The 16,036-nt window shown below is 51.6% G+C and carries 10 protein-coding genes and 1 tRNA gene; 8 read left to right on the top strand and 3 right to left on the bottom strand.

The window, feature by feature from the left end; all coding sequences use genetic code 11:
- Positions 1–160: 160 nt before the first annotated feature.
- The 3 genes from JSS75_05665 to JSS75_05655 are packed head-to-tail and all read left to right on the top strand — an operon-like array spanning position 161 to position 2,846.
- Complete coding sequence (locus JSS75_05665) at positions 161–406, top strand: hypothetical protein (protein MBS1903173.1); 246 nt, start codon at positions 161–163, stop codon at positions 404–406.
- A complete protein-coding gene (locus tag JSS75_05660; GenBank protein ID MBS1903172.1) occupies positions 403–2,280 on the top strand; it encodes an Nramp family divalent metal transporter in 1,878 nt (625 codons plus the stop codon). Before JSS75_05665 ends, JSS75_05660 begins: the two co-directional genes overlap by 4 nt.
- The gene (locus JSS75_05655; protein ID MBS1903171.1) at positions 2,277–2,846 is read left to right on the top strand and encodes a cob(I)yrinic acid a,c-diamide adenosyltransferase; all 570 of its coding nucleotides are present in this window, start codon (positions 2,277–2,279) and stop codon (positions 2,844–2,846) included. The genes JSS75_05660 and JSS75_05655 overlap by 4 nt, the downstream gene beginning before the upstream one ends.
- Here the strand turns inward: JSS75_05655 and JSS75_05650 are convergent.
- Together JSS75_05650 and JSS75_05645 are read right to left on the bottom strand one after the other, a co-directional pair.
- Positions 2,837–4,096, bottom strand: coding sequence for an ABC transporter permease (locus JSS75_05650; protein ID MBS1903170.1), 1,260 nt, complete (start codon positions 4,094–4,096; stop codon positions 2,837–2,839). The genes JSS75_05655 and JSS75_05650 overlap by 10 nt on opposite strands.
- Before the next feature lie 14 nt (positions 4,097–4,110).
- Positions 4,111–5,031: an ATP-binding cassette domain-containing protein gene (locus tag JSS75_05645; GenBank protein ID MBS1903169.1), complete on the bottom strand. Its 921-nt coding sequence runs from the start codon at positions 5,029–5,031 to the stop codon at positions 4,111–4,113.
- A 153-nt stretch (positions 5,032–5,184) separates the two neighbouring features.
- Between JSS75_05645 and JSS75_05640 the strand changes: the two genes are divergently transcribed.
- Both JSS75_05640 and JSS75_05635 read left to right on the top strand, forming a co-directional pair.
- On the top strand, positions 5,185–6,939 hold the full coding sequence (locus JSS75_05640; protein MBS1903168.1) for a hypothetical protein: 1,755 nt from the start codon (positions 5,185–5,187) through the stop codon (positions 6,937–6,939).
- A 55-nt stretch (positions 6,940–6,994) separates the two neighbouring features.
- Positions 6,995–7,081 (top strand) — tRNA-Ser (locus JSS75_05635).
- Positions 7,082–7,091: 10 nt separating this feature from the next.
- Here the strand turns inward: JSS75_05635 and JSS75_05630 are convergent.
- Positions 7,092–11,411, bottom strand: a complete 4,320-nt coding sequence (locus tag JSS75_05630; protein ID MBS1903167.1) for a S8 family serine peptidase — start codon at positions 11,409–11,411, stop codon at positions 7,092–7,094.
- Between the two features lie 185 nt (positions 11,412–11,596).
- Between JSS75_05630 and JSS75_05625 the strand changes: the two genes are divergently transcribed.
- From JSS75_05625 to JSS75_05615, 3 genes are read left to right on the top strand one after another with little or no spacing between them, the layout of a single operon-like run.
- Positions 11,597–12,061, top strand: coding sequence for a hypothetical protein (locus tag JSS75_05625; protein ID MBS1903166.1), 465 nt, complete (start codon positions 11,597–11,599; stop codon positions 12,059–12,061).
- Between the two features lie 23 nt (positions 12,062–12,084).
- Entirely contained in the window at positions 12,085–14,238 is a 2,154-nt protein-coding gene (locus JSS75_05620) for a TonB-dependent receptor (GenBank protein MBS1903165.1), read from the top strand.
- A 5-nt stretch (positions 14,239–14,243) separates the two neighbouring features.
- Positions 14,244–16,019, top strand: coding sequence for a YchF/TatD family DNA exonuclease (locus JSS75_05615; protein MBS1903164.1), 1,776 nt, complete (start codon positions 14,244–14,246; stop codon positions 16,017–16,019).
- Positions 16,020–16,036 lie beyond the last annotated feature (17 nt).

Below are 16,036 nucleotides of genomic sequence, written 5' to 3'. Positions count from 1 at the left end.
TTATGTGTTCTGCCCCGGCCGTCAATGCGATGCGCATGATTGATTCAAATCCAGCCATCGTTGCATATTATGATTCTTCAGCCGTTGGCCGGCGAGACCGGCAATTGAGGCGGCGATATGGATCGGTGCCCACCATTTCGAGTGTACGATTTACCAACTGATGACAGAATCCCAATACGAGAAGCTGCTTGAGGATGAAATGTTTATGCGAGGTGAGAATCGTGGCCGTGTTTCCACGGCAATGACGATTCTGACCGATATGCTCATCGACCTCAATGCGCTCGATATCTATTATCAAAAACCCTCGTCCAAAGGTGTCTCGCCGGCAGTGTTAGGCGAGCTAAGGAGGAAGGTCGATACGGCAAAAGAACTGCTGCACGCTATTCTGAGCCACAACCAGCAATGACTGATCAGGTATCACTGTCGGAGGTACATCAGAGTGTTGCTGTCCCGAAACCCGGGACAGGTGTGAGTATTTTCCGGCGGCTTCTTGCATTCGGTGGGCCGGCGTATTTGGTAAGCGTCGGCTACATGGATCCTGGCAATTGGGCAACCGATCTTGAAGGTGGGGCTCGCTTTGGGTATGCCTTACTATGGGTGTTGCTGCTGAGCAATCTCATGGCGTTGCTGCTACAGACGCTTTCCGCTCGGCTCGGGATTGTCACGGGGCGTGATCTGGCACAAGCATGCCGAGATGAATATCCAAAGCCCGTAGCAGTTGCGCTGTGGTTTCTATGCGAAATAGCGATCGCCGCATGCGATCTTGCAGAAGTACTTGGGACTGCCATCGCCATCAATCTATTGTTCGGTCTTTCACTGTTGTGGGGAGTACTGCTCACCGCCCTCGATGCATTTGTACTGCTCGGGCTGCAGCGCCTTGGAGTCAGAAAACTGGAGGGGGCAATCATTTCATTGGTCGTGCTGATCGGGGGGTGTTTTCTGATCGAGATCATTTTGGCACAACCACAGTGGGGAGGCATTGCCAGGGGATTAATCCCGTCCTTGCCAAATGGCAGCCTTGTGATTGCTATCGGCATTATCGGGGCCACCGTCATGCCACATAACTTGTATCTTCACTCGGCATTGGTCCAAACCCGACAGATTGAGCAGACAACAGAAGGGAAGCGAGAGGCCTGCAAGTTTAATCTCGTCGATGCCTTTGTCGCCCTCAACGGTGCGTTTCTGATTAATGCCGCCATTCTTATCCTTTCTGCGACGGTATTTTTTTCACATTCCCAGGTCGTTACAGAGATCCAACAGGCACACTCTCTGCTTTCGCCATTGCTTGGTACAACGTTCGCGGGTATTCTCTTTGCCGTGGCGCTCTTAGCGAGCGGACAATCATCGACGGTCACGGGCACACTCGCAGGCCAGATTACAATGGAGGGGTTTCTGCACTTGCGCATTCGTCCGGTCGCTCGTCGATTGATCACCAGAATGCTCGCGATCATCCCAGCGGTGATTGTGATTTCTATTATGGGCGATGGGTCGACGCTCGGATTGTTGTTGACCAGCCAAGTAGTCCTCAGTCTGCAATTGTCTTTTGCATTGATACCACTGATTCAATTCACGGCTGACAAGCGCTTGATGGGAGAATTTGCCAATCCGATCTGGGTCAGGATATTATCATGGCTTACGGCCCTGGTAATCATCGGACTCAACGGCAAGTATATTATCGATTTCGAGCAATCGTTATTATCATCGGATGGGAGCAGTCGCGTGTGGGGGTTTATACTCTTGCCGGTTCTTGCTGCTATTGTAGCTCTGCTAGCCTATATCATTGTCAAACCTTGGCTGCGCAAGCAGGCGGGACGCTTGACCCGCAAGGCACGCACGCGGAGATTGGTCACTACCGTGGAGTCAGGCAACCGTTACGGGATCGTTGGAGTGGCAGTAGAGGGAAGTGACGATGACGAGCGGGTCGTGAGCGAGGCCCGGTCGTTTTGCGCACCCGGTGGGACACTCGTTCTCATTCATGTCGTCGGCAGCGGACCAACCATCTTCCATCGCGAACAAACGCACGATAGCGCCGCACGTGCGGCAGAAGAGTTAATGACCGATTGGGAGCAGCGATTGGCAACGGTTTCCGATCTTCGCGTGCAGACAAAGATCGGCTTCGGCGATCCGCCTCGCGAGCTGGTGCGGATCGCAAAAGAACAACAGTTAGAACTGTTGGTAATGCGCTCGCACGGTCATCGTGGTTTCAAGGATCTACTCTTCGGCGCGACCATTTCGCCGGTGCGACACGAACTTTCGATTCCATTGTTCATTGTACAATGAAAATTTATACAAAAACGGGTGACGACGGGACGACCGGACTCTTTTCCGCAGGACGAATACGAAAAGATGCGGCACGGATTCGTGCCTACGGTGACATAGACGAGCTCAATTCGATCCTCGGATTTGTAGTGGCGTTGGATACCGGTGGTGTCTTCAACACGCGCCTGGTATCTATCCAACGATTGCTCTTTGTCGCAGGGGCCGATCTTGCAACACCACTCTCAGCAAAGGTTAGTTATGATGTCCCTCGTGTTGTCGCAGAAGATATTCGGGCGTTGGAATTGCTCATCGACGAATACGAGGAAAGTCTAGAGCCCTTAACGCAGTTCATTTTGCCGGGCGGTTCGCCATTGGCCGCACAGTTACATGTTGCCCGGACGGTTGCGCGTCGCGCCGAACGTGAGGTGGTGACGCTCATGCATACAGAAGATATCGGAGCATTTATCCTCCCGTTTGTAAATCGGCTTTCCGATCTATTTTTTGTTCTTGCACGCTATGCTAACCATCGGCTCGGCGTACAAGAGCATGCATGGGATGGAAAACGCCCCTCGAATCCTCAACTATAGCGTACCCAACGGAAGATCTCTTTGAGGGTATACTTCTTTCCGTACATCAAAATTCCTGTACGGTATATCTTCGAGGCCAGCCAGAGAACCCCATAGAATGTGAGTCCCATGAGGACAAATGATAACGCTATTTGCCAAAATGGAGGTGTCTCGCTGAATATGCGGCCGATCATGAGGATCGGTGAGAAAAAGGGGATTAACGATAACACGACGCTCGTGGTACTCGATGGAGCTTGAATAACACTCGTCATCGTCAAGAACGGTACCATAATGAGAATGGTGATCGGGAGCGTGACTTGTTGAGCATCGCTTGCCTGTTCCACCGTCGCACCGGCCGCTGCATAGAGTACCGAGAAGATGAGGTAACCGAAAAGGAAATACCCGATAAAATAGGCTAACCGCACCGGCTCGAGAATGTTACTGAGTGTATTACCAAGACCGGGCACAAAATTTGGCAATAGACCCGGCAGTGCGGCAAACATTAAGGCCCAGACCGTCACCTGAACGAGCCCTGCAAGCCCAACGCCTAATACCTTGCCGACAAGGATGTCGATCGGTCTGGCACTCGATGCGAGCAATTCTATTACTCGAGTGCTTTTTTCCTCGATGACACTTTGCATAATCAGCGAGCCATAGAGAATCATCGAGAAATAAATGAAAAACCCACAGATATATCCGGCTGCAAATCCGAGTCCGTGATCCGCCGCTTCCGATCCTTTGTCAACCTTCAATGTCTGAATTTTATGTGCCGTCTGCGCATTTCGCACCATTTCAGGATCGACTCCATTGTATCGTAGCCGTTCGACGAACAAGGCTTCTTCATACCGCGCGGAAATTTCCGCCTCGATTGAAAAGTCATTTGTATTCGATAACCGAAGCGTCGAGACGACGCCGGTATCCGCGAGTGCCCCGGGGGGGATCAAAAAGACCCCTGCGATCTGCTTTGCCTCGACGGCATTCTTTAATGAATCGACGAGTGAGGAGTCCTGTAGAATAACCGATCGAACCTCGTAGGTGATCTCGTCTTTTGACGAATTGTTCGGCTTATTTGCGAAGTAAGCGGCAATACGCTTCGTCTGGTCGATGACGACGATCTTCTTCGTTTCTCCGCTATTCATCGAATCGATCGCCTTCGGAAGTAACCCTGTGAGGGCAAGCAATGCCGGCGCGAGCAGCGTCATTACGATGAAAGCCTTCGAACGCAGTTTCTGGCGAAACTCTTGCCCTATGATGATCGGTACTTTGGACATACGTGCCGGTATAATCAGATCTGAGGAATGACGGTGGAGCCGGTGACTGCCTCGAGGAAAATCTCCTTCAGTGGCGTTTCGATCGTTTGCCATGTAACGACTTCTGTCACAGTGGTCAGATATGAGAGGACATCGCGTCCAGACGTACCTTCGAGAAGCTGCAGAAGTAATTCGTTCGGATGCCGTTCAACCACTCGGACTCCTTTTGTTTCGAGGGGAATGACAAAACCATCGGGGCCGGCAAAAATCAGCCGAACCATACGCTTATTCGAACGCTGTTTAACCTCCCGCAAGCCACCGCGGACAACGATCCGTCCGAGGTTCATTAGTGCAATTTCATCGCATAGTTGTTCAACCTGCTCCATTCGATGGGTCGAAAGAATGATCGTTTTGCCCTTCGATCGCAGCTCGAGGATAATCTCATTGATGATCTCTGCATTAATGGGGTCCAAGCCCGAAAGCGGCTCGTCGAGAATATAGAGGTCCGGATCGTGCAACAGAGTGGTGATAAACTGTAGCTTTTGTTGCATACCCTTGGACAGTTCTCCGGTCTTCTTTTTGGCCCAACCTTGAATTTCGAACCGTTCAAGCCAATAATCGATACTTGTTCGTAAGGTTGCCTTAGAAAGGCCACGAAGGGCGCCGAGATACTCTAACTGTTCACGGACAGGCAGCTTCCTGTATAATCCGCGTTCTTCCGGCATATAGCCGATACGGTTTTGGTGCTCAAGGCGTTGAGCTTCTCCGAAAAGCTCGATCTCGCCGCTATCGGGTAATGTGATGAGATTCAGCATCCGAATCGTCGATGTCTTGCCGGCACCATTCGGTCCGAGGAGGCCAAAAATACATCCGGACGGTATTTCGAAGGAAACGGAGTCTACAGCAATGGAACGCCCATACCGCTTGCTGACAGATCGTACGGAAACTACACTCATGCGAACGGAATCTATTGAGTTCTTTCTACAAAGATATGAACGTAACACCCCATTGCACGGGCAATTCGGAATTTCGTAAATTGAAGCGGAAATATGGTAGTTTTGCAGGGAGGTAGTTGAATTTCGTGGGTGTGCGTGCCGAGTGAAAATACTATGTGTCTGCGACATCACATCGGTCGACCGAATAGCGGAACGCGCGTGGTGCGCGTGGTGCTCGTACTATTACTCGGCTGCTTCCTCAGTTATTCAGCCCGCTCTCAGGATCTTGAGTCATCGGTCGGTGAACGGCCGGTACGGCTCGATGGATCGGTCAGTATTTCCGTCAATAAGTATTCCGTATCCGGCGGACCTGCACGCCGACCGGCCACCGGCTGGACTTTTGTGGGTGCGCCGACGCTAAGCTTCTATGGTGTATCTCTTCCGTTCTCTTTCATTCTTTCCGATCAGGAGAGTTCGTTCCGCCAACCGTTCGATCAGGTCGGTGTATCGCCCCAATACAAATGGGTCACTCTGCACCTGGGATATCGCTCGCTGACATATTCGAAATATACTCTAGCAGGAATCACGTTTCTAGGAGCTGGCGTTGACCTCGACCCAAATCCATTGAGACTTTCGTTTATGTATGGACGGTTTCAACGTGCCGTAGAAGAGGATACGACGAACATTGCAGTTCAACCAGCGTTCAAGCGGATGGGCCTCGCGGGAAAGATTGGCTACGGGACGGACGAGAGTTTCGTCGATCTAATCTACCTCCATGCAAAAGACGATTCTGCATCGTTGACACATATCCCGACGCGTGTAAATATTTTTCCGGAGGAAAATACCGTTCTTGGAATTAACACCAAGATCAAGATTATCGAACCGCTTACGTTCGATGCGGAGATTGCCTCAAGTTTTCTCACGCGCGATCTTCGCTCGCCGCTTATCGATTCGTCACAGATCCCCAATAGTCTGAAATGGGTGATCGATACCCGTTCCTCTACGAGTCTGTTGTTGGCTTCTACGACGGGCCTGACGCTGCGTGTGCCGCATTTTAACATCCGTCTTGGGTATGAGCGCGTCGAACCGGACTATGCCTCGCTGGGTGCGTACTATTTTACCACCGATATTGAGAATTATACGATTGCCCCAAGCTTCGATGCATTTTCCAACAAGCTTCGTATGAGTGGCGCAATCGGTATTCAGAATGACAATGTGCTCGATACGAAACTGGCCCGCACCCAGCGAATCATCGGCAGCGGGAATATTAGCATCAACCCCGCACAAGTTTTCGGGATCGACATGAATTATGCGAACTACTCGACACAACAAGGGACGAGTGCGAAGAGTAATCTGATCAACGATTCCACACGTGTCAGCAGTGTGGCACAATCGGCATCCGTTACACCGAGATTTCTCTTTGTCTCGAATATCTCCACGCAGTCGATCATTCTTTCGGCATCTTACCAAGACTATACCGATCAGAATATATTTACGCAGAAATATTCCAATTCCAAAACGACGAGCGGGACGATCAATTACAATATTACATTTTTGAGAAGTGCATTGAGTCTCGGGGCTTCGCTACTGATCGCCGATACGAAGCAGAGCGCGAGTTCAACAGCCCTTCGGGGTATTACCTTTAATGGTGCGAAGAGCTTAGTGGAAAATCGATTATCTATCGGCGGGTCGATCGGATACACACGTAGCTCAGTTGAGATAGCAGGGAGCACTGTCCCGCCTATCCCGTCGATCAGTACGACATCGAACACGTATAGTGAGAGCCTGAACTCTACGTTTCGCATCAGCGACCAAGGGACCTTCGTTTTTACACTCTATGCGACCGAAACGAACACTTCAGTAAGCGGCACTCCTGCATTCACGGAGATTCTCGCAACTCTGACGTACACACATAATTTCTCATTTTGAGAAGAGGGGAACGCGCAGAAGCATCTGCGGGTTGTTTGTCCGTCTTTTCCACGGAGGAGAGGTGCCTGAGTGGTTGAAAGGGGCGGTCTCGAAAACCGTTATACCCGCAAGGGTATCGAGAGTTCGAATCTCTCCCTCTCCGCAACAATTTTTTATCGGTCGGTTACAATCACAAATTTCGATTGGCCTACCTCGACCTCATTACCAGCGGAATCCTTCCCTGAAACCCGGTAGATATAGACACCACTCGATAATTTTCGACCGGTTTCGTCCCGCAAATCCCATTGAATTCCCCCTGATTGATCGGTGCTCTCCAGTCGACGGAGAAGTCGCATTCCCGTGGTATAAATAATGATGCTGGCTTGCGGCGTGAGCCCGGCGAATGTCATCACTTCATCACTCTCATGAACCGGACTGGGGTAGACAAATAGATGTGAGAGGGAAGAACCGACCGGAGTCTCGCCGGCACACCTGCCATCCTCGGCGAGTTGCTGGTCGCCGGAGGTAATATCATGAGCACATACCGTATATGAGTTGCCAATAGGAGATAACTGTGTGGATGGCGTCAATGTTAAGATCACGGCTGTGTCGTTGGCTGGGTCACGCGTAACAGAGCCTATCTCTCCGAATGGTGAAAGCGTATAATTTGAAGTGAGCAGTGCATTGTCATCCGGACGCATCGAAAACAGAACGCGTATCCTGTTTCCACTCTGAAAACTCCACTGTTTAATATAGAATGCTGCTGTCGCTACAATCGGATGTTCTTCCCACGTGATGCGGGCAGTCGTGTCGAAGGGGGAATTCCAGACGTCACGTAATCCGAATGATCGAACACGAAGCGTGTGCGTGCCCGATGAAAAAGGCTCTCGCATAGGCGTCAGCACTACTGTGCTGTCGCCGGCGACTATAGCACTTGAGAACGAAAGTGTATCATCACAGACGAATTCTCCGCCACTTAGTCCGGTAGTCGCAAGAAGATTTGACGTTTGTAGTTCAAGCGCATTCGATCGAGAGATTATACGAATAATCGTGGGCCGGTGGTGTGCATATCCAGTAACGCTCGGACATGGGAAACTCAGTGGGGTTGTATAACTCGGATCATGGGCCTTCACGGAGTACAAATAATGAGTGTCATTGGTAACCGTAGTGTCCGAGAACGAGCCACGTTGGGTCGAGCCGATCGTTTCGAACGTTGCATTCGGCTCGTCGAGCGCTCGCAGGACATCATACCGATCGACGGATGAGACTTCACTCCAGCGCAGGTCGATGCGGCCAGTGTCACGTGGGATCACTTCAAGACCGGCAGGGGATGGAGTTCTGGAGACAGTGGAGGCGTCCCATTCGAAAAAGCGAACAGAGTCACCGGTGTCAAATCCAAACTCTCGGATTCCATTATTGTCAAAGTCGTACGACAAAGCTCCTCGGGGCGAATTCGCCAATGGGAAATGCCAGACAGGGTTAATAGTCCCGGTACTGGAATTGTATCGTAAGAGATAAAAGTTTGGGAAGAGCGAAAGCACAAGATCGTCTCCTGCATTACCGTCCACACTCTTGATCGTACCAAGGCTCGAACGATACGGCGAGTTACTACGTGCATTATAGAAATGATCGGTGTAGACGGTCAAAAAGGAGCCGGTGCCAGTGTTGAGCAGGACTTTTACAGTCCAGTATGAAGGCTCGATCTCAAGATCGTCGTTGTAATCGTATGACCGGTGATACGCGAGCGCAATGTCGGGCAGGCCGTCGCCATTAAAATCACCAATCGCAAAATTTCTCCCTTCTGTGTATCCTGCATTCTCGTCCACAAACGTCGTAATGAACTTAGACGCTGGAGAGGGATCGTATTTATTAATGATAAGATCGGCATCGTCGTCGAGAAACGCAATTCCATTCGGGGCATTGCCGGCGATAGCGATCGCTTTCGTATCCGGTGTCGAGAAGGTATTGGATGCATAGTGTGGGGCAGGCGTTGTAGTATCGGAAACATTGCCGAATGCTACTCGCTGACCATTTACGATCTTATCCGCTTCATACCGGTCTTGATACCCGCTTCCAACTTGCACTTCTTGACGTCCGATCAATTCGTCGATGCCATCGCCATCGATGTCTTGCAATGATGTAGCAAAGAAGGGGAGTGATGACGTCGTGTCGGCAAAGACCATGTCTCCGAAGACCGGATGTGCGGAGTTGCCCTGAAAAATGTATGTTGTTCCGCCGGATCCTTGTAGGAGTAGCTGAGGAGAGGGACTCGGACTGATCCGACCGATTGATCGAGGCAGTGTAAGTAATTGTACGGAATCTGATTTAATGAACGAGCGTGAAGACGTGTCGAAGCTAAACGCAGCCACAGTGCCGAATGACGATGCGCTCGTTGCAATATTCTGAATGGCATATCGTGTACCACCTCGTTCAATGAGCGTATCGAGCAAATAGCCGCTCGGTAATGCGTATGGTTTTTCCCGAAAGCCTGACTCTGAGATCGACTCATCCGGTATACCTGCGATAAACGAACTGGTCACCGTGTCGTTAGCATTATCAAAGAGTACTAATGATAATTCGATCGGCACCCCGGCCCGCACCTCGTTTGTGCTGAGGAGCATCGAATGGCCGTGTGCATATTGATCGTCATTCACCACCGACCATTCCGAGCTGCCTACAGCCCGGTACCGTATCAGTGCATGGCTCAGGGAATCGGCTCGGCCATGAATCAGGAGGATTCTTCGCTCATTTTGGTACATTGTATCCACCTGAACATCGGCTGCGAATGCCTGGTGTGTTCGAAGTCTGACCGTGATACGTTCTTCGACAGAGCGTCGATCGGTTGTAGACACCGCAAGACGAATCGTGTAGGTGCCGGCGGTGAGGCCAGCGGGTTTCCACGTCGCAAGCGTACCGTCGAGTACTTGCTCGGCCGAGGAATCGATGAGTGTCCAGGACGGGGGATTGTTGATGTCATGATCAGGATTTAATCCCGACGCATACGAAACCGAATACCCAGTGAACAACGACGAAACGGCGGAGCCGAGAATGCTATATGATGAATCCGTCTGCAATTCGTCGTCGGTACGAGGTGATGCAATCTTGATGTTCGCACTGCCGACAAAAGCAAGTGCTCGTTTTGCATTTACTCTGCCATTGGCATGCGAATGGTCATAGGTGCTTTTTGAGAGTTTGTCAGTCGTCGATTCGAGGATTGAGCGTATAGCAGCGACACCAAGACGAGGGTTGTGCGAGAGCAATAGGCCCGCCACTGCTGCCGTAGCGGGTGCACTAAAACTAGTGCCCGAAATAGACTGGTATGAACCGTCTGCAGCCGTCGTTAAAATGGCGGTGCCGGGAGCAATGAGGTCCATCCCTTCGCCGTAGGAAGAGTTTGGGGAAAGTACTTCGCGTCCCGAATTATCCTGCGTTGTCATTCCAACGGATAGGCATTCCGAGAAGTCCGACGGATAATGACGTGCGTCTGAGCCTTCATTTCCGCTTGATGCTACGACCAACACGCCATGTTCCGTGGCATAACTAATGGCATCGTGCATCAGCATCGAAGGGAAGTAATCGCCGAACGAAAGATTCAACACCTTTACCCCATTGTCCGCGGCATATACAATCGCGCTTGCAATATCGTCGGACTCGCCGTTTCCGAGTGCGTCGAGTGCACGCAATGCGACAAGACGGCATCCTGGTGCTACGCCTGCCACGCCAATTCTGTTGTTGGCTTTCGCACCGATGACCCCCGCGACCGCCGTACCATGCGTATGACTTTCTTCATCGTAGGGGATGGGATCGCGGCCGGAGGCATCACCAAAGTTGATGCTGGATTGATCGACGAAATCATACCCAATGACGTCATCGACATAGCCATTGCCGTCTTCGTCGATTCCATCGAGATCGCCAGTGACAAGATGCCCGTACGCGTCGGGATGTGTCTCGGTTGAGGGCCACGGATCAAATAGTCCGTTGTGGTTAATATCTTCTGCGGTGTTCACTGCGAACTGACCGACAAGATCGGGGTGGTCCCACTGAACCCCTGTATCGACAAACCCAATATTCACCGTCGAATCGCCTTGAGTATATGACCAGGCGCCCGGTACGTCCATTGCATCATGCGCCCATTGCTGGGAGTATAGCGAGTCGTTCGGTGGCACGAAGCGATCGATATGATAAACATGGTTCTCTTCGGCGTACTCTACATCGGCGAGTCGCGCAATTGCATCCACAGCCTGGGCTCGTGATATACCACTACGCAGCGGCAGGACAATGATCCTATCGAGTCCATTCCATGAGTGGATCGAAAGGAGATTTGTCGAAGTAACCGACGGGACGATTCTGGGAGCGGACTCGATACCAATCGCAGAAAACCTAGCGATTACTGCGCGAACTGCTGCACTTGGAGATTGCAGCGCCGATACGGTCTTGAATTTAACAATGATGGTGCTGGTGCTCCCCGCAATTGCTGTGCGATGTTGGAGCATCAGTGACAGGATGAGTAGGAAACAGATCCGGTTGCGCGTAGAAATCATGCAGGAGTGGTAACGGCTGGACATGTCTCAGCGTTCGGGAATGCGCAGGGTAAAAGCAACGGACCCAAAGAGTTGAACCCCCCTCGCGAGAAGGCTGTTAAGCGCCTATCATTCCACTACGCCACGCATATCGCCTCGTGCTTGCAGCAATAGTGCTCACGGTTGTCTCCTGTGACCGTGGGCTTGCTCCGCCTGAACCCAGCAAATTCTCGACGCTCAGCGGACGAGTTCATTTTGCCGGTGTCATGCCGCCATGCGATTCGGTAAAGGCACTTGCTGTCGTGTTATCGCAACATGGGGCACCGTTCTCGGTTGCAGATATCATCAACGGCTTCAATAAGACCATCTTTGCCGTTTCGTTAGCGCCATGTTCGTTTCAAGATACCTCGTTCGTATTTACACTTGCTCCGGCTACCTACAGATATCTTGGCGTCGCGCAGCTCTACGGGGATAGTATTAATCATGACTGGCGGATCGTGGGGTTTGCTCATACTCCCGACGATTCGGCGATTGTGTACAATATGACTCCCGGCAAGGCGGACGACACAACGGTACTGACGGTTCGCTTCGACACCCTTATTCGACAACCATTCATTCAATGAAGTGGTGGTTGATCATATCGTTCATGTTGATTTCGGCTGCTCTTGTACGTGCCCAAGAGCGGATTCAAGGTGTTGTGATCGACGCACATACAAAAGCTCCGGTTGTGGGGTTGACGGTCGCAATTGAAACCGCCGACCACCAGCGAATCCATGTTCGACCCACTTCAACAGATGGTCGCTATGATTTCCCGCTTTCTATTGGAGCGGCCTATATTCACATCTCCGGTCTCGGTTATGCCGATACCGTCTTCGCGATCGGCCACGTTCTCTTCCGGGCGATCGAACTTCAACCGGTCGGTGGCCGAATGGACGAGGTTGTCGTCACTGCCCAACGGCATACGACACTATCGCAAGACGTCCCCGTTTCGGTGAGTACCGCCACAGCAGCAGAGCTAACATCTCGCGGGAGCATCGCCGTTGACGATGCACTTCGTTGGATACCGGGTGTGAGCGTCACTGAATCGCAAGTAAATATAAGAGGGTCATCGGGATATGGCAGAGGGGTAGGTTCGCGCGTATTGTTCATGCTTGACGGCATGCCGCTGCTCGCGGCGGATAATGGCGATATCAAGTTCGATGTTGTCCCGTTGTTAGATATTGACCGCATCGAAGTTGTTAAAGGGGCAGGCTCTGCATTGTACGGATCGAGCGCGCTCGGTGGGATAATTAACGTGATCACTCGTCCGACGAGCGATACGTTAAGTATTGGCGCGGTCGTATTGGGCGGAATCTACGATCAACCGAAATACAGCGAGTGGCGTGTTCCGACCGTTGGCTCGAAGTTCGCATCCGGAGAGGTCGGTGCTTCCGGCACTGTAGGCCAGATTGGGTTACTTGGCACCCTCGCCGTGCGGCGGAACGAGGGGTACCGTTTAGGCGATGACTCCTATAAGGTGAATGGTTTTGCAAAGGCATCCGTCCCACTTGGTGGTGCCGCTACCTGGACAACGAGTTTGCTTGCAGCAAACGAGAACCATGGGGGATGGTTATACTGGAAGGGATTATCGACTCCATTGCTTCCTGCAGATTCACTCGGTGTAGTGAATGGGCGTATTCATTCTGCGAAAGAGAACGTGCAGTCGAGTATTGAACTGCTCTCGGATGCGGTTTCCCACACATTCCGTCTCGATCTGTATCATACACAGTTTACAACGGATCCTTCCGTACCCGGCGGCCAGCCGGGTGCGCATTCGTCGGCATTGAATACAACGGGCGAGTATGATCTGAACACCGATCTTAGCAGCCTCTACCTGACCGCTGGAGCGATCGGCTCGTATCAACGTGTTACCTCCGACCTATTCACCGATCACTCCGGTGTATCGATTTCGGGGTATGCCCAGGCCGAATGGCATATTTCCCCCGCGATCGTAACCACGGGCTTTCGTGCGGATGCAATTCGGCATGATGCTCAAAATTGGCTGACACAGGTCTCACCGAAGCTCGGCGTGAGTTATGCCGTTGATGAGCATATTTCGATGCGTGGATCGATCGGGAGCGGCTTTCGTGCGCCAACGATCAGCGAGCAATATATCGATCAAGTGTTCGGGGTCTTCCCGGTACGGCCAAACCCGTTGCTTGTACCCGAGCGAAGCCTCTCGTCGGAAATCGGTGGCTCATATCGTGGGCAGAATCTTTTTGTCGATGCCGCAATCTTTTATACACGATTTCAACATCTGATCGAGCCGACATTTGTAACCGGCTCATCTGCTTCGTACATCCAGTTTCAGAACATTACCGATGCAGATATATTCGGGCACGAGGAAGCGATCGAATGGCATCCTTTTTCTAATGACGAGCTTTCCGCGCGACTAGCGTATACCTATGTGTATCCGCGAAATCGTCAGACCAACGCAATCCTTGAATATCGTCCGCGGCATCTCCTACAGACACGATTAGGGACGCAATGGGGGAAATGGGAAGGCTCAGCCGATTTCCGGTACGTGAGCCAGTATGAATCGGTCGACTCCGTTCTTTCCCGTCAAGTGCCGGATGGCGGCGCGCGAGTAAATGCCTACGTTCTGGACGCCCGTATTAGCCGAGATATGCAAGATGTCACCGGATTGCCTGCAAAATTGACCTTTCAGGTAGAGAATCTTCTGAATTATTATTACGTAGAGATTGTAGGAAACGTAGCCCCCCTCAGAAGTTACTCTGTTCGTATAGAGACCGCATTTTGAACCACATGATCGATTCGCATTGCCATTTACAGACGGATCAGTTCGATCCGGATCGTGACCTTGTGATCGCGGATGCGATGCAGCAGGGGGTTGCCGGATTCATCGTGCCTGCGATCGACCTGGCAAGTTTCGATGCGACGATCGAACTGGCGAACCGATTTCCGAATGTGTGGTGCGGTCTGGGGATTCACCCACACTCTGCGACGGAATGGAATGACGAGGTTCGCGATACCATTGCGTTGGCGTCCAAAAATGAGAATGTCGTTGCAGTTGGCGAGATTGGGTTGGACTATTACTATGATTTCTCGCCTCGTGACGTTCAAATCCGGGCCTTTTCGGAGCAGATCGAGCTCGCGAAATCGTTGCACAAGCCGATTATTATTCATACTCGCGATTCTATCGACGATACGATTGCCATCGTGCGGGAACAGTACTCGGGCAGAGGCGCGGAAGATCAATTCGGTCAATTCCATTGCTTTACGGGCACTCCGGAGCAGGCGGCCGAGGTTGTAGAGTTAGGATTTGCTGTAAGTTTTACGGGAAATATCACGTTTAAGAATTCGACGCTTGCACCGACTGTGCAGGCGACGCCTCTCGAAGCGATGCTCATAGAGACGGATTCGCCGTATCTGGCGCCCGCGCCGATGAGAGGAAAGCGCAACACGCCGGCACTTGTTCGGTTGGTCGCCGAGAAGATTGCCGCGCTCAAGAATATGGATGTATCTGAGATCATGAATCAAACGACGGAGAATACGAAGAAATTATTTCGCCTGAGCTTGCCACCGGCTCTCGTCATCCTACTGATGTTATTATGTGCGATGACAGGGACATCGCATGCCCAACCCGGAAGCCGTCCGCCGGATTCTGTCATGACGCAGCAGCGTCGTGAGGCAGAGGAGATGATCAGACGGCAACGGGAGCAGCTCTCCAAAGAGCAGGAAGTCAGACGTCAAGATTCGATTCGAGCGGCGTATGAAGCGCAGCAGCAAGCACTGCGAGAGGCACAGGAACAGACACGTCGCGATAGTTTGCGTGCAGTCGAACGCATCCAGGACGAGGAACGCGCACGACAAAAGGCGCTCACTCCGATCGTCTGGAAAGCGATCGGGATTGGTGGGGGAATCGGAATCGGAAATCTCTCGGAGCTCAATCAGCTAAATCGAGTGCAACTTACTCCAACATCAGTCTTTGCTTCCTCGTTATCAATCGGGACTTCGATTACGAGGGGAATTGACTTTCAGATTTCATACAACCGATTCAATGTCGGGGACGACCTTATAAACGATCGGTTGTGGAGGCAAGAGGATTCGTCCTACGTCGATAAATTCGATCCGCTCAAACCGCCTACCAAATTTCCGTACTACGTGCCGACACATGAAGATATCACGACGAAGTATATCGCGTTCGATGTTCACTTTGTGATCAACCCTCACTCTCCGGTAAAATTTTATCTCGGACTTGGGTATAACAGCACGACGATCGAAAGCAAGCAGAGCTATTATGCGGTCGATTCGCTCGGCGTTCATTCGGATTCAAAAACGGTGAGCGCATCGTTCACACGTGGCGGGATCAAGGGGATGTTTGGCGCTCGTTATGATCTTGAGCTCGGGGATAATTTTATACTCTCGCCGTTTGCCGATATCTCTGCAACATTCCTGCTCAGTGGGGATAAGCAACAACCACAGTTCGATTTCCAGACCGGTGGCGATCCTATTACGTTTACCCATCTGAATGTCGGCGCAATGATATACTTCGGGTGGTGGCATGTACCGAGAAACTGAGCACGAAATGGAACCGG

This window comes from Bacteroidota bacterium, assembly GCA_018266755.1.
Classification (GTDB): domain Bacteria; phylum Bacteroidota; class Ignavibacteria; order Palsa-1295; family Palsa-1295; genus JAFDZW01.
The sequence above is the reverse complement of the archived record's forward strand: the minus strand, read 5'-3'. Positions and strand labels throughout refer to the sequence as shown.